The sequence below is a fragment of the Pleionea litopenaei genome (genome assembly GCF_031198435.1).
In the GTDB taxonomy this organism is placed as follows: Bacteria; Pseudomonadota; Gammaproteobacteria; order Enterobacterales; family Kangiellaceae; genus Pleionea; species Pleionea litopenaei.
Genome location: NZ_CP133548.1, coordinates 486544 through 500780, shown reverse-complemented (window position 1 = coordinate 500780; position 14237 = coordinate 486544). Strand labels below are relative to the sequence as shown.

Annotated in this window: 15 protein-coding genes; 6 read left to right on the top strand and 9 right to left on the bottom strand. The window is 43.8% G+C overall.

The window, feature by feature from the left end; translation table 11 throughout:
• Window positions 1-356: 356 nt before the first annotated feature.
• Window positions 357-497 (top strand): hypothetical protein, encoded by a 141-nt coding sequence (locus Q9312_RS02180; RefSeq protein ID WP_309202892.1) that lies wholly within the window; start codon window positions 357-359, stop codon window positions 495-497.
• Between the two features lie 105 nt (window positions 498-602).
• Here Q9312_RS02180 and Q9312_RS02175 read toward each other — a convergent pair whose 3' ends face one another.
• The gene (locus Q9312_RS02175) at window positions 603-1355 is read right to left on the bottom strand and encodes an enoyl-CoA hydratase (RefSeq protein WP_309202891.1); all 753 of its coding nucleotides are present in this window, start codon (window positions 1353-1355) and stop codon (window positions 603-605) included.
• A gap of 17 nt (window positions 1356-1372) precedes the next feature.
• Window positions 1373-2764 (bottom strand): M20/M25/M40 family metallo-hydrolase, encoded by a 1392-nt coding sequence (locus Q9312_RS02170; RefSeq protein WP_309202890.1) that lies wholly within the window; start codon window positions 2762-2764, stop codon window positions 1373-1375.
• 111 nt (window positions 2765-2875) lie between these two features.
• On the opposite strand from Q9312_RS02170, the gene Q9312_RS02165 reads away from it, so the two are divergent.
• On the top strand, window positions 2876-3085 hold the full coding sequence (locus Q9312_RS02165; protein WP_309202888.1) for a SlyX family protein: 210 nt from the start codon (window positions 2876-2878) through the stop codon (window positions 3083-3085).
• Between the two features lie 70 nt (window positions 3086-3155).
• Window positions 3156-3977: an SDR family oxidoreductase gene (locus Q9312_RS02160; protein ID WP_309202886.1), complete on the top strand. Its 822-nt coding sequence runs from the start codon at window positions 3156-3158 to the stop codon at window positions 3975-3977.
• An 85-nt stretch (window positions 3978-4062) separates the two neighbouring features.
• Here Q9312_RS02160 and Q9312_RS02155 read toward each other — a convergent pair whose 3' ends face one another.
• Window positions 4063-4992 carry an electron transfer flavoprotein subunit alpha/FixB family protein gene (locus tag Q9312_RS02155; RefSeq protein WP_309202885.1) on the bottom strand — a complete coding sequence of 310 codons (930 nt, stop codon included), beginning with the start codon at window positions 4990-4992 and terminating at the stop codon, window positions 4063-4065.
• Complete coding sequence (locus Q9312_RS02150) at window positions 4993-5742, bottom strand: electron transfer flavoprotein subunit beta/FixA family protein (RefSeq protein WP_309202884.1); 750 nt, start codon at window positions 5740-5742, stop codon at window positions 4993-4995.
• A 174-nt stretch (window positions 5743-5916) separates the two neighbouring features.
• Between Q9312_RS02150 and Q9312_RS02145 the strand changes: the two genes are divergently transcribed.
• From Q9312_RS02145 to Q9312_RS02135, 3 genes are all read left to right on the top strand, one after another.
• Window positions 5917-7575 carry an electron transfer flavoprotein-ubiquinone oxidoreductase gene (locus Q9312_RS02145; protein WP_309202882.1) on the top strand — a complete coding sequence of 553 codons (1659 nt, stop codon included), beginning with the start codon at window positions 5917-5919 and terminating at the stop codon, window positions 7573-7575.
• 194 nt (window positions 7576-7769) lie between these two features.
• Window positions 7770-7985 (top strand): hypothetical protein, encoded by a 216-nt coding sequence (locus tag Q9312_RS02140; protein ID WP_309202880.1) that lies wholly within the window; start codon window positions 7770-7772, stop codon window positions 7983-7985.
• Window positions 7986-8087: 102 nt separating this feature from the next.
• On the top strand, window positions 8088-8258 hold the full coding sequence (locus Q9312_RS02135) for a hypothetical protein (RefSeq protein WP_309202879.1): 171 nt from the start codon (window positions 8088-8090) through the stop codon (window positions 8256-8258).
• Window positions 8259-8425: 167 nt separating this feature from the next.
• Here Q9312_RS02135 and Q9312_RS02130 read toward each other — a convergent pair whose 3' ends face one another.
• The 5 genes from Q9312_RS02130 to hppD all read right to left on the bottom strand — a co-directional run bounded on the left by Q9312_RS02130 (window position 8426) and on the right by hppD (window position 14114).
• Window positions 8426-9892: a DUF3466 family protein gene (locus tag Q9312_RS02130; RefSeq protein ID WP_309202878.1), complete on the bottom strand. Its 1467-nt coding sequence runs from the start codon at window positions 9890-9892 to the stop codon at window positions 8426-8428.
• A 122-nt stretch (window positions 9893-10014) separates the two neighbouring features.
• Entirely contained in the window at window positions 10015-10665 is a 651-nt protein-coding gene (maiA, locus tag Q9312_RS02125) for a maleylacetoacetate isomerase (RefSeq protein WP_309202877.1), read from the bottom strand.
• 214 nt (window positions 10666-10879) lie between these two features.
• Window positions 10880-11866: a fumarylacetoacetate hydrolase family protein gene (locus Q9312_RS02120; RefSeq protein ID WP_309202876.1), complete on the bottom strand. Its 987-nt coding sequence runs from the start codon at window positions 11864-11866 to the stop codon at window positions 10880-10882.
• A gap of 10 nt (window positions 11867-11876) precedes the next feature.
• Window positions 11877-13007 carry a homogentisate 1,2-dioxygenase gene (locus tag Q9312_RS02115; protein ID WP_309202875.1) on the bottom strand — a complete coding sequence of 377 codons (1131 nt, stop codon included), beginning with the start codon at window positions 13005-13007 and terminating at the stop codon, window positions 11877-11879.
• 27 nt (window positions 13008-13034) lie between these two features.
• Complete coding sequence (gene hppD, locus Q9312_RS02110) at window positions 13035-14114, bottom strand: 4-hydroxyphenylpyruvate dioxygenase (protein ID WP_309202874.1); 1080 nt, start codon at window positions 14112-14114, stop codon at window positions 13035-13037.
• Between the last annotated feature and the right edge of the window lie 123 nt (window positions 14115-14237).

The following is a 14237-nucleotide window of genomic DNA, read 5'->3' as shown; positions in this document are numbered from 1 at the left end:
GAACTTAAGGGCATCTAAACTGTCTGAATAGCGGACTCTAAAGTTTTTATTTAGATAATCTGTTATTGGATGATCATTTATTAGATGCTCAGTTATTAGATGATTAACTACTAGATGATTAATTGGCTGTATCGTAAGCACTAAAGGCTAATTAGTATTAATGGATCACTCAGTATTAATGGATCATTCAGTATTAATGGATCACTTGCAATTTAACAAGAATAAGCCGTTTAACTTAAACGGCTACAAACACGGATTAACCCGCATTACACAGTGAAACCTAAACCGTTAAACTGTCATAAAAACGACATAGCCAAGCGGTAATATGGACTCAATCAAAATAAGGATGGAAATTTATGAATACTCGTCAGATTAAAGTGAAGTCATCTGGCAAAGCCAGCGGAGCCTTTTTGTTCCGTCGCTCACGCCGCGGACCTGCAGAACAACTTACTCAAGCCACCGGAAAAATCACCCGTTCAAAAGCGAGTTCAAAGTGACCTCGCTTTTGAAGCATTTTTAACTAAGTACTCCGACTCCTAGGTATCCAATATTCCTTTATCTTCCGAACGATTTTAAGCTCTTTTTGCGAGCAACTTGACCGATCAATCTCTATTTAAAAAAGATTCAAAAGCGGCTTGCGCAGAATCGCTTTTAAGAAGCTGTTTAAAATACTCTCCCTCTTGCTTCATTCTCTCCTGAACCGACGAGGTATCAGCTCCGCGCAATAAGCTTCTGGTAATTTCAATTGACTCAACCGGCAATTTTAATAACTTTTTTGTCCATGCATCTAACTGCGCAGTCACTTCATCCGCTGTATTTACGGCTTTATTAATCAAACCAAAATTTGCGGCTTCAGTGGCATCAAAACGTTCACCCAGTAATAGCCACTCCGACGCCTTTTTAATGCCACATTGCTTCGGCAACAACAAACTTGAAGCTGCTTCAGGGCATAAACCTAAAGAAACAAACGGCATCATAAAAACGGCTGTCTGAGACGCTACCACTAAATCGCAATGAAGAAGCAAGGTTGTTCCTACTCCAACCGCTGGGCCATTAACACCGGCAATAAGCGGCTTGCGACAATCACTCAACGCAAATAGAAATTGCCAAACAGGGCTGGAGTCTTCATTTGGAGGATTTTCCAGAAAGTCGACTAAGTCGTTGCCGGCGCAAAAGGCACTATCGCTACCAATTATTTTAACTAACTGTACTTCTGGCGACTCTGACGCTTGGTTTAGACCATCTGCAAGCAGTTGATACATCTCGGCGGTGATCGCATTTTTCTTACTGTTGCGATTAAACTGTAGCGTCATAACACCGTCTTGAATTATTTGAAGAATGGGTTGTTCACTCATTAGGGTTCTCGTTCAATCTAATTAATATTAAATCCAAAATTGCCTGGGACTTGTGCGACCGCAAATGCCCACACGGTGTAAGCCGCGAGATTTTGCTTTAAATGCTCAGGGTCAACCTTATCGAGCGTGTCATTGGCTGTATGATGAAGGTCGAAATAATCGGTTCCATCTTGTCTTAACGCAAACGTACTCATACCCAATGCACGAAGCGGCCATAAATCGGGTCCGCTGGTCGACTTAGGTTGCCCTCTTACAATGCCCAGTGGGTTAAGCAGTTGCTCTAACTGTGCAACAAAAGCACTCTCGTCATTCGCGCTTGACCAATCAAAAGACCAAATTGGCCCGGCTCCAAAATCTGACTCAGCCGCTGTAATGTGATTGTTTATGTTGTCAGCGTGAGCTTTCGCGTAAGCCCGGGCGCCGACTAGGCCAATTTCTTCTGCCGCCCACAAAACCACTCGAATCGTCCGTTTAGGACGTTCATAATCGGCAATAAGCTTTGCTGCTGCGATAGTAATCGCTACTCCGGCACCATCATCAACAGCTCCAGTACCCAAGTCCCAAGAGTCGAGGTGTCCACCGATGACAATCAACTCTTCTGGGTTTTCGCTACCGGTAATTTCTCCGATCACATTATACGACGTGTACTCATCACCTATGTCAGAGGTCATTGTCATACCAATTTCTACTTTGCCCCGTTTCAGCTGATTCAAAATCAAATCAGCGTCTGGATTAGATAACGCCGCGGCGGGGATCTGAGTCACACCCTCAGCATAATTCATATTGCCGGTATGAGGTAATCGATCATTGTCGGTACCAATCGAGCGAATAACTATCGCTTTAGCGCCTTTCTCGCCAGCCACCGAAGCCCCTTTACTACGCGCAGCAACAGCCCTTCCGTAAGCCGAGCCATCTCTGGTTTTATGCATCTTATGGCTGATAAACACAATTTTCCCACGAACCTCTCCAGCCTCTGCTTTTTGCAAGTCTTCAAAGGTTTCAAAATGAATAATTTCGCCACGAACGCCCTCTTCGCCGGTACCGATACTGTTACCGAGAGCGGTAATCATGACTGGCTGCGGAAATGGTGAAATTATCTCCGCTTTTTCGATGCCGCGGTTCCACTGTCTTAGCTTAACGGGCTCCTTCCAAACACGGTCGAACTTGAGCTCTTTGAACTTATTCTCAGCCCAGGCGACAGCACGTGCGTCTCCGGGTGTTCCCGCCATACGAGGGCCCACTTCGGTCGTTAACGACTCTAAAATTTCATACGCAAGATCACTCTTGCTTGCAGCTTTTCGCAAAGTCTCTGCCTGCTTTAGTTCAGCTTTTGATAAACTTCCGGCAGCGAATATTAAGTGTGAAAAACTGATAAGGATAATCGTGGTAATTATTTGTTTTGTTTTCATAATCCAAAAGTTCTTTTTTTGTGGTTAGCAAAGATTATCAAAAGCAACGGACTGTTGTAACATTAAACGCAGAAATTTATCTAATCGAACGATTAAAAAAACGAGCAATCCATGAATATAGAACAACGAGTAACCGATTTAGAATGCCAACTCTCGTTTCAAGATGACACCATCGAAACACTAAATCAAACGGTTATTGCCCAACGAAAACAAATAGATGAACTGAGTCATCAAATTAGTAAACTATCAACGCAACTAACCACCCTGCAAAATGAGCAAAATGACGATAAGACCGCCGATGAGCGACCTCCTCATTATTAAACGCAGCTAAAACAGGCAGAACTAAACAAGCTTTCGCCAAACTAGAATTTAAAAAAGGATAATAATGCGCATGAAGATGACCAATAAAACCATTTTTATCACTGGAGCAAGCAGAGGAATAGGCCGAGCAATCGCTCTAGCAGCGGCTAAAGAAGGAGCTAATGTCGTTATTGCGTCAAAGTCCGCTGAGGAGCATCCAAAACTCCAAGGGACTATCTTCTCGGTGGCAGAAGAAGTTTCGGCACTCGGCGGTAGCGCTTTGCCAATACAGTTAGATGTAAGAAAAGAGATTCAAGTTAAAATGGCTCTCGAACAAGCTCACCTTGAATTTGGAAGCATTGACGTACTCGTAAATAATGCTGGAGCAATCAGCTTAACCAATGTTGAGCAGACCAGTCCGAAACGTTACGACTTGATGCAGTCAGTGAATCATCGAGCTGTTTATACATTAAGTCATTACGCCATTCCCTATTTAAAACAATCTCCCAACGCTCATATTTTATCGCTTTGCCCACCGTTAAATTTGAATCCGAAATGGTTAAAAGACTACGCACCCTACACGCTTTCAAAGTACGGAATGACTTTGTTAACCCTAGGCTTGGCTGAAGAGTTACGGCCCTATTCCATTGCGGTCAATGCGCTTTGGCCCAAAACTATGATTGCGACCGCTGCCATTGAGTTTGCCGTCGGCAACCAAAATATGCTCAACAACTGCCGCAAACCAGACATTATGGCCGATGCAGCCATGTCAATGGTCAACAGTCAGTACGAACGGTTTAATGGGCAAACATTACTCGATGAAGACGTTTTAAAACTGGACGGCGTAGAGGATTTTTCGCACTACGCTGTCAACCCTAGCGAGCCTCTTTACCCTGATTTATTTTTAGATTAAACGTAGCTACATCTTTCAAATCGATGACGTATATTTAGACATAAAAAAAGCGTGCTAAGCACGCTTTTTTTATTAGCTATGAATGTTATAAAGCGTCTTGTAACTCCGGCAACACTTTAAACAAATCGGCAACCAGTCCGTAGTCAGCAACTTGGAAAATGGGCGCTTCTTCGTCTTTATTGATCGCGACAATCACTTTACTGTCTTTCATGCCAGCCAAGTGTTGTATCGCGCCAGAAATACCAACAGCGATATAAAGTTCTGGCGCAACAATCTTACCCGTTTGTCCGACTTGATAATCGTTTGGAACAAAACCTGCGTCGACTGCAGCTCGAGATGCGCCTACAGCAGCACCCAGCTTATCAGCGATAGTTTCTAGTAAATGGAAATTGTCACCGCTTTGCATACCACGGCCACCAGAAATGATGACTTTTGCAGAGGTAAGCTCAGGACGCTCAGATTTAGTGAGCTCTTGTCCGACAAAACTAGCCGCAGCGAAAGCTTCTGATGAAGCCGCCGCAGCCACTTCAGCACTACCACCCTCTACTGCAACCGCGTCAAATGCCGTTGCACGCACAGTGATAACTTTAACTGAGTCTTCAGACTGCACGGTAGCGATAGCATTACCGGCAAAAACTGGACGCTTAAATGTGTTTTCAGATTCCACAGCAGTGATGTCTGAAATCATTTGAACATCAAGTTTTGCAGCAACGCGAGGCATAAAGTTTTTACCGAACGTCGTTGCTGGAGCCAAGATATGCGAGTAGCCCTCTGCATTCGCAAGCACAAGATTCGCAACAGACTCCGCCAGTAAGTGCTCAAAATGATCCGCTTGAGCGGTTAAGACTTTGGCTACGCCACTGACTGACTTCGCTTTCTCAGCAATGTTTGCAACGTCTTTGCCAGCAATCAAAAGGTGAACATCTCCACCGATCGCTTGAGCTGCAGCAATGGTGTTCAAGGTGGCCGCTTGCAGCTCTTGATTGTTGTGTTCTGCAATTACTAAAGTTGTCATTTAGATCACCTTTGCTTCATTTTTTAGTTTATCAACCAATTCTGCTACAGACTCGACCTTAATTCCCGCTTCGCGAGACGCAGGAGCTTCGACTTTCAAGGTTTTAACTCGCGGCGTAATATCGACGCCGAGATCCGCTGGAGATACTTCTTCTAGCGGCTTCTTTTTAGCCTTCATGATATTAGGAAGCTTCGCAAAACGGGGCTCATTTAATCGTAGGTCGGTAGTCACAATCGCGGGCAGCGCTAGACGCACGGTTTCTAATCCACCATCAATTTCTCGAGTAACATTGACGGAATCGCCATCAACGGTTACTTCAGAGGCAAAGGTACCTTGTGGCCAGTCAAGAAGCGCTGATAGCATCTGGCCAGTTTGATTGTTGTCGCCATCAATGGTTTGTTTTCCTAAAATAACCATATTCGGCGACTCTTTTTCGACCACTTGTTTTAAAAGTTTGCTGACAGCAAGTGGCTGGACTTCGTCATCAGTCTTAATCAAAATCGCACGATCAGCACCGAGCGCAAGCGCAGTACGCAACGTCTCTTGAGCTTGCTGAGGGCCAATTGAGACAACGACGACTTCTGAGGCAACGCCTTTCTCTTTCAGTCGTACCGCTTCCTCTACGGCGATCTCACAAAATGGATTCATCGACATTTTAACATTGGCGGTTTCTACGCCAGAATTGTCGGCTTTCACACGAACTTTGACGTTGTAGTCAATCACGCGTTTCACGGCTACCAGAATTTTCATGGATTGTCCTGTACTGAGTTGTATATAATAGCGAAATAAACCGTTATTGCACCGCAATGTACGGGTCAAATAAAGGCAAGATTCTGACGGGATCGTCTGTAAAGATCAACCGTCTTGCCGCGAAAATATAACCAAGAGTTACACAAAGTCGCCAAATTGGGGAGGAAAAGGTTAATGTCTGAACGTGAGTCTATGGAATTTGATGTCGTAATTGTAGGCGCTGGGCCAGCGGGATTATCAACTGCAATCAAGCTCGCACAACTCAATGATTCTCGTGAAGAGCCATTAACGATCGTTGTCGTTGAGAAAGGGTCTGAAGTAGGAGCACATATTCTATCTGGCGCAGTATTCGAGCCAAGTGCCCTGAATGAGCTAGTTCCAGACTGGAAAGAGCAATCAGCACCGCTCCTTACCCCAGTCAAAGGCGATGATATTTTTCTGATGAAATCGGCAACTAAAGCTCAGAAAATCCCATCATTATTCGTGCCTAAAACGATGCATAATGAAGGAAACTATATCATCAGTGTCGGCAACCTTTGTCGCTGGCTTGCAGAAAAAGCGGAATCCATGGGCGTTGAAATATTTCCAGGCTTTGCAGCGGCCGAAATTCTTTACAACGACGATGGTTCAGTCAAAGGTATTGCAACGGGTGATATGGGTGTTGGCGCCGATGGCAGTGAAAAAGACGGCTATATGCAAGGCATGGAGTTGCACGCCAAATATACGGTTTTTGCCGAGGGTTGTCGTGGTCACCTTGGCAAACAACTCATCGACAAGTATGCGTTAACTAAAGGCAAAGATCCTCAGCATTATGGTATTGGAATCAAAGAGTTATGGACAATACCTGAAGAACAACATGAAGCTGGTTTAGTAGTTCATACTGCTGGCTGGCCACTGTCTGAAACCAAAAGTACAGGCGGTGGATTCCTGTATCACTTAGAAGACAATCAAGTCGTCGTAGGACTCATTACCGACCTTTCCTACTCCAACCCACATGTTAGTCCTTTCGACGAATTTCAACGCTATAAGCATCACCCAATTATTGCGAAGTACCTCGAAAATGGCGAGCGAGTTTCCTACGGTGCTCGGGCACTGGTAAAAGGAGGATTGCAATCTCAACCGAAAATGCACTTTCCCGGAGGACTGCTCATTGGTGACGATGCTGGAACACTAAACTTTGCCAAAATCAAAGGCACGCACACGGCAATGAAGTCAGGAATGGTCGCTGCAGAGGTGATTGTACAGGCTATTGATGCTGGACGTTCAAACGATGACTTAGAGAGCTTCTCTGAATCTTACCAACAGTCTTGGGCCTACAAAGAGTTGCACCAACAAAGAAACTTTGGGCCAGCACAACACAAATGGGGCAATATTTTAGGTGCCGCTTATGCATTTATCGATATTAATATTTTCAACGGAAAGCTTCCATGGACGCTAAGCGACCCTAAACCAGATCATGAACAGTTACGCCCCGCTGCAGAATGTTCAAAACCTCAATACATTAAACCTGATGGCAAGTTATCCTTTGATAAGCTCTCTTCGGTATTTATTTCTAATACCAACCATGAAGAAGATCAACCGTGTCACTTGAAGCTTTCCGATGAGTCAGTTCCAGTTGACCATAACCTTGCCCTATATGATGAACCCGCTCAACGCTATTGTCCCGCTGGCGTGTATGAAATTGTTCGTGATGACGATGGCAGCAACCCGCGATTGCAAATCAATGCGCAGAACTGCGTTCATTGCAAAACCTGTGATATTAAAGACCCAACTCAAAACATTACGTGGGTATGTCCAGAAGGTGCTGGTGGTCCTAACTACCCTAATATGTAACCTTTGCTTCGGGTAGGTTGAGCTTTCAGTGTTTTTTACGGAAGCTCTGCCTACTCACACAACTCACAGGCCCACTAACTTAACCTTTGTTAATCAAGCGGTAATTTTACCCTGCCATTATGTGAATTAGACCCTAGAATAATATCTTATAAGCCTTAAACTGACTAAGCGTTAACCTCATAGAGCGACATATTATGCAGTGGTACACTAATGAGTCAGGCTACATTTGTTTAGGTAAACAATGGCAATTCGCTGAATTCCACATTCAAACGTCTCAGCGCCTTGAAAAACACATTTCTCAACCGCTTAGTCAAAATGATCTTGAAGAAATCGGAAGTTATCCAGAAGACTGGCCTTATGATGGTTCGATTCAAGAAAAGGTTGAATCTCTAGCTAGACGCTTTCAGTAAGTCGCTCACCTTCTCCAAATAGGTACATTTTTTAAACAATGAGACCCTTTTCTCATAAAAAATTCCTATTTTGAGATAATCTTATTGTTGGAGGGTAGCAATATGAACTTAGAGAATTCGATGGAAAATAACAAAGAAAAAGCACAAGAATCCTATGCACTTACTCAACAAGATTTTGATGAATTCCGAAACTTGTTAGTTGCCGAGCAAAGCTTTTACAACCAGATGGGCTTACAATTCATCAATGATATGGCAGAACCTACAGCTCAATAAGAGCTCTGGTCAACAAAGTTGACTCTACGATAAAAACACTTTCTAATCGCCCGCTTTTTATAATGGCATGTGCTCAAGCTTCACAATGAGTCAGACAGAAAGTAAAAGCATTAAAAAAGGCAGCGAACGCTGCCTTTTTTAATGCTTAAACGAAGTGCATCCTCAATCTATTGACGTTTTCTTCGAAACAGACCTAAACCTAGTAAAACGAACCAAGATAAACTCCCGCTATCACTTGAGCTATCGTCATCTGTGACGCAGTTTTGATTGGCAGGCTCATTTCTTGGCTTTAATGCAAAGGCTCTCACTTCTCCGGTAAAACCACCCTCTCCATCACTAACCAATAATGTCCCGGTACCGACTATCCAACCATTGTCATTAATATCTCGAACTTCGCTTAGCGACCAACCAGCGTCACAATCAACTAAGGAGTTCAAATCAACCGGTGTCGCAGCAGCATCATCTGCATCGAAAATAAACGGTTTAAATGATGAAGGTGAGTAGCTGGCTTGTGATACACCAACGATCAAGTTCTCATTGTTTATCGCCAACGCTTGCGAATAGGCTAAATCGTCTCTTAAATAACCAATTTCAACACTTTCTTGTGATTGAGAGTCGTAATAAAACGCCGTCAGGTTATTTAAGCTATCGGCTTTGTTTGACCCCCCAACCATAATTCCTTGGTCGTTTAAGTCTTCAAAGCTGCTCGATGTTGCTCCTTCTAGACCAGCTACCGAGACAAACTGCACATCGGCAACATTGCCATGAACAGCGATGGTTCGTCTTTCTTCATCGTCATCTAAAATGGTTGATGCACCGACTAAATCGCCGTTTGCATTGATCGAGCGTATCACTGACGTCGCAGAAATCACCTGATCACCAGTTGTTTCAAGACTTGGGTACACAATGACTTCTGCAGTGTCAACGTTGTAAATCATTCCTCTGCGAGCAAAATCTTGCGCATTCCCACAAGAATCTTTCTGAGTAACCTGCTCAACATACCCCACCATATATTGCTCATTCGAGCCTAAAAACGCGCTGGTCATATATTCAGCGTCGGTACCTAAATCTTGTCCAGGAAAAATATTCGCAGGTACTTTGGTTAGCTGGTCATTCAAATCGAACATAAAAGCACGACGAATATCGACCGTTAGTGGGTCAGTTTGGGTGCAATTATCTGAATTATCGAAGTTATCAATGTCGATTTTGTCGTAAGCGTATCCACCAATTAAACCGTTACCATTTGATTCGTCGTTAATGGTCGTTGCATAGTTACCGCGTCCCGATACGCCGAAACCCAGCTCTTGTTCCGGTGGAGTGATTTGACGGTTTAAATTTGGAAAATAAACACTTTGTACGAGGTTAATGGTTACATCTTCAACCACGGTTACACCATTAACCACTTGGGTCGAAGTGTAGTCATGAGCACCGATGGACACACCGACGGCAGAGTTGTCGTTATTGATGGCATACCCAAAGGAAGACTTTGCCCCTGTCGTCGTCGCCGTCGGAGGCATAGGTTCGAGTGCACCTAAGTCAATAATATCGTAGGCAACCGGCAAATTAGCCGCCTTGACCGCAACACATGGCAACAGCGCCGCAACACTAAGCGCCAACAAAGATTGTTTATGCATGAAGCATCCCGTACAAAAAGTAATCAATTATTATTAATACACCAATAAAGGCGCATTTAAAGTGCGCCATAGTATATATCAGATGAAGGTTAGGACAAGAGCTTACTGCACAAGTTCCCTAATTAAAGCACTGCGTCAGGTTGGCTTTCTGGTGCCGCGTCACTGAATGCTTGATGAGTTAAGCAATGATCATTAATGGCACAAATCGTTGGGAAGCTAGAAAGATCAACATTAAAACGCATTGCATTGTAAACTTGAGGAACAAGATACAAATCGGCCATCGATATTTTGGAGCCAAAGCAATAACGCCCATCGGAACTACTTTGCTTCAACTCACTTTCTAATGCGGTAAAACCTTGATGAATCCAGTGCGCGTACCAGTCTGACTTGGCCTTGTCATCAACCGCTAATGGACCGGATAAATATTGCAAAACACGTAAATTGTTCAAAGGGTGAATATCGCAGGCAATTTCTTGGCAAAACGCACGTACCTTGGCTTTTTCTTCAAGGCTTTCGGGTAACAATAGAGGGTTTGAGTATTTTTCGTCTAAATACTCTAATATCGCCGTCGACTGGTTCAAACGAAAGTCACCATCGACCAGTAAAGGAACCAATCCTTGAGGGTTGAGCGAGCGATAATCTGGTTGGTGCTGCTCACCACCGTCTTTTACTAAGTGTACCGAAACATTCTCGTAGGAAACTTGTTTCAGGTTAAGCGCAATTCGCACTCGGTACGCTGCAGTCGACCGCCAATATCCAAATAATTTATACATGCCCTCACCTCTCATTTATTGTTGTATTTCGTTGTAACGAACATCGTAAATAAGGTGCTCAAAACAGATTAGTCTGAATTTAAACACGCTTTGCAGGCTGAAACACTTATTCAAAACCGTAACTGAAGGTTTATTATAGATTAACCCAAACCAGTAACGTCAAATCGCTCATTAGCTATAAAAAGGCCCACGCTGAATGTGGGCCTAATGGTTCTTACTTTTTATATTCAGTAACTTTCTGGTCTATGGCGCCAAAGATTGAATGACCAGCTTCGTCGAACATTTCAATTCTTACTTGATCACCAAACTTCATAAATGGCGTAGTTGGTTTGCCATCAGCCACAATTTCAAGCATCCGCTTCTCAGCTAAACAACTGGACCCGGCTGAACGATCGTAGTTTGAAATGGTTCCTGAGCCGATGATTGCGCCGGCACCCAGTGGACGAGTTTTGGCAGCATGAGCAACGATGGTAGGAAAGTCAAACGTCATGTCAACGCCACAGTTTGGTCGACCAAACAACTCATCATTTAAATGAGTAACCAAAGGCAAATGGACCTTGTCTCCATCCCACGCTGAACCTAACTCATCTGCAGTAACCGCGACTGGAGAAAAGGCACTCGATGGTTTGCTTTGAAAAAAGCCAAAACCTTTTGCCAACTCACCCGGAATCAGGTTTCTTAATGAAACATCATTAACCAGCATAAATAATCGAATCGCGTCACGTGCTTCATCTTTTGTCGCTGCCATAGGCAGATCATCAACAATAACCGCGACTTCCGACTCCATGTCGATGCCATATTCTTCAGAAGCCATTTCAATATTTTCGCGCGGCCCTAAAAAAGCATCACTGCCACCCTGATACATGAGTGGGTCAGTCCAAAACGTTTCTGGCATTTCTGCGCCACGAGCTTTTCGAACTAACTCAACATGGTTCACATAGGCGCTTCCATCGGCCCACTGATAAGCTCTAGGAAGCGGTGATTCACAAGCACTTTCGTCAAAGTCAAATGCAGTATCACATTGACCTTCATTCAGTTGCTCATAAACAACTTGAGCTTTAGATGCCAAACTTTTCCAGTCATCCAATAGCTGTTGCATCGTTCGCGCTACATCAGGAATTTTCACGGCTTTTTTTAAATCGCGACTAACAACGACTAATTCACCGTCACGAGTATTGTTTTTTAAACTTGCTAATTTCATTGAGTTAACCTTACTTTTTAACCTTCCAACTTTCAGAATATGCGTCGTCTTCTACGGTATACGCAGGCGCACCAATTTCTAATGGATCACGAGTATCCAACATAACAGCAACTTCATCCGTTTCTTTTTTAGCGTACTCTTGACCTGCCGCAAATGCTTTAGGATGAGGACCATGAGTAAAGCCGCAGGGATGGAAAGTGACCATTCCAGCATCGATGTTGTCGCGGCTAAAGAAATTGCCGGCATGATAGAAAATGACTTCATCGAAGTCGTCGTTATTGTGGTAAAAAGGCACTTTCAACGCCCCTGGATCCGATTCAATCGGACGCGGTACAAAAGTGCAAACAACAAAGCGGCTTGCGACAAATGTTGTGTGCGCTGAAGGAGGTAAGTGATAACGATGAGACATTAACGGACGAATATCACGCCAGTTAATTCGCACCACCGATAAATCACCGTGCCATCCAATCGCATCAAGAGGACTGTAAGAAAAATGAACCTTCGAAATTTCATCTCGTCGCTTAATTTCAACCGTCCACTTGCTATCGGTTTGTTGGGCTTTAAATGCGTCGTCTATTTGCGGGATATCGAGCATCGCCGGATCGAAAATCGCATGCGGCCCAACCAAACCCTTTTCTGGCAATTGGTAAGAATCATTCGTTGCTTCAATGATCAAAATAGACATAGGTTCTGTTGGTTCAAGTCGCCACATAGTGCTGCGGGGAATGACAACATAATCACCGTCTCGCAGTGTTAAATGACCGTAATCACAGAACAACTCGCCAGCGCCAGAGTGAATGAATAAAAGGTCGTCACCGTCTGCATTGCGAACCAAAAAGTCCATGTTACGTTCACACCGCCAAAAGCGAAACTTACACGACGCATTGTGCAGCACAATGGGTGACGCAAAAGGTGAATGAACGTTGGTTTCTAAATCATTTAAATTAAAAGCTCGTGGACGCAATGGCCCTTCCCATGAATCCCAACTCGTGGGTGGACGTTGGTGATGAAAATGAGCGGCAGGCCCAAAAAAACCACTTCTACCGGCTTCTCGCTCATAAATGCCCTCTTCAGGAAAGTCTGCATGCGCTTGACGCGAAACTTTACCTTCTTTGTGAGGAAATGATATCCACTTACGCATTTGATGCTCCTTTAAAAAGAACGACGATTAATCCGCGCTGATAACGCCACGACGGATTTGGTCTTCTTCGATTGATTCGAATAACGCTTTAAAGTTTCCTTCACCAAAACCTTGGTTGCCTTTTCGCTGAATAATCTCAAAGAAGATTGGGCCAATCACTGTCTGAGTGAAGATTTGCAATAGAATACCATCACCCTCTACCGGAGCACCATCAATGAGAATTCGCAAATCAGCAAGTTCTTGAACGTTTTCTTCATGTCCAGGTACGCGCCCATTGATCTTTTCATAATAGGTGTCTGGCGTTGGCATAAAGTCCATGCCCATTTCACGTAAAGAACGCACTGTTTGATAGATATTATCAGTGGTTAATGCAATGTGTTGAATGCCTTCACCTTGATACTCTCTGAGATACTCTTCAATTTGCGATTTATCGTCTGATGACTCATTAATTGGAATGCGAATTTTTCCACAGGGAGCCGTCATGGCGCGAGACACTAGTCCCGTTAACTTGCCCTCAATATCGAAGTAACGAATTTCTCGGAAATTCCCAATATTTTCGTAAAATCCAGCCCATTTATCCATATTGCCGCGCATTACGTTATGGGTTAAATGATCAAGTTCGTAGAGACCAACACCAGTAGGATGCTTATCGACGCCTTCGAAGTATTCAAAATCATGGTCATAAATCGTGTTATCGCCATACTGGTCGACAAAGTACAAGACCGAGTCGCCGATACCGTAAACTGCTGGCACTGATAACTCACCGTCGGCTATATCCGCTTTATCGAAGGGCGTTGCGCCTTGCTTTACTGCGTATTCAAACGCAGCTTGAGCATCGCCGACCCGAAAAGCCATCGCGCATGCGCATGGCCCATGAGCTTTAGAAAACTCATGAAAGTAAGTGCCTTGATCTGCATTGATCAGAAAATTAACATCACCTTGACGATATAAAGTTACGTCTTTGCGCTTATGCTTCGCAATGGGCGTGAATCCAAGCAGTGAAAAAAGATTTTGTAGTTTTTCGATTCCTTCTGCATCGGGAGCCGAATATTCAACAAACTCAAAACCGTCAGTACCTAATGGGTTAATTTCTTGATGATTGTCCATGATGAAAACCTCTTAAGCGTTTAATTAACGTGCAATTACGCACTGGATGAGCACTATTATACGGAATAAAAAGTTTTTTTAAATCATTGAATTAAAAGTACTTAATAGATTAGCCAGGCTACC

What these genes read in the sequence shown, in the direction of transcription:
- Q9312_RS02180 (WP_309202892.1), top strand. Translation starts at nt 357, where the DNA reads ATGAATACTCGTCAGATTAAAGTGAAGTCATCTGGCAAAGCCAGCGGA.
- Q9312_RS02175 (WP_309202891.1), bottom strand. Translation starts at nt 1,355, where the DNA reads ATGAGTGAACAACCCATTCTTCAAATAATTCAAGACGGTGTTATGACG.
- Q9312_RS02170 (WP_309202890.1), bottom strand. Translation starts at nt 2,764, where the DNA reads ATGAAAACAAAACAAATAATTACCACGATTATCCTTATCAGTTTTTCA.
- Q9312_RS02165 (WP_309202888.1), top strand. Translation starts at nt 2,876, where the DNA reads ATGAATATAGAACAACGAGTAACCGATTTAGAATGCCAACTCTCGTTT.
- Q9312_RS02160 (WP_309202886.1), top strand. Translation starts at nt 3,156, where the DNA reads ATGAAGATGACCAATAAAACCATTTTTATCACTGGAGCAAGCAGAGGA.
- Q9312_RS02155 (WP_309202885.1), bottom strand. Translation starts at nt 4,992, where the DNA reads ATGACAACTTTAGTAATTGCAGAACACAACAATCAAGAGCTGCAAGCG.
- Q9312_RS02150 (WP_309202884.1), bottom strand. Translation starts at nt 5,742, where the DNA reads ATGAAAATTCTGGTAGCCGTGAAACGCGTGATTGACTACAACGTCAAA.
- Q9312_RS02145 (WP_309202882.1), top strand. Translation starts at nt 5,917, where the DNA reads ATGTCTGAACGTGAGTCTATGGAATTTGATGTCGTAATTGTAGGCGCT.
- Q9312_RS02140 (WP_309202880.1), top strand. Translation starts at nt 7,770, where the DNA reads ATGCAGTGGTACACTAATGAGTCAGGCTACATTTGTTTAGGTAAACAA.
- Q9312_RS02135 (WP_309202879.1), top strand. Translation starts at nt 8,088, where the DNA reads ATGAACTTAGAGAATTCGATGGAAAATAACAAAGAAAAAGCACAAGAA.
- Q9312_RS02130 (WP_309202878.1), bottom strand. Translation starts at nt 9,892, where the DNA reads ATGCATAAACAATCTTTGTTGGCGCTTAGTGTTGCGGCGCTGTTGCCA.
- maiA (WP_309202877.1), bottom strand. Translation starts at nt 10,665, where the DNA reads ATGTATAAATTATTTGGATATTGGCGGTCGACTGCAGCGTACCGAGTG.
- Q9312_RS02120 (WP_309202876.1), bottom strand. Translation starts at nt 11,866, where the DNA reads ATGAAATTAGCAAGTTTAAAAAACAATACTCGTGACGGTGAATTAGTC.
- Q9312_RS02115 (WP_309202875.1), bottom strand. Translation starts at nt 13,007, where the DNA reads ATGCGTAAGTGGATATCATTTCCTCACAAAGAAGGTAAAGTTTCGCGT.
- hppD (WP_309202874.1), bottom strand. Translation starts at nt 14,114, where the DNA reads ATGGACAATCATCAAGAAATTAACCCATTAGGTACTGACGGTTTTGAG.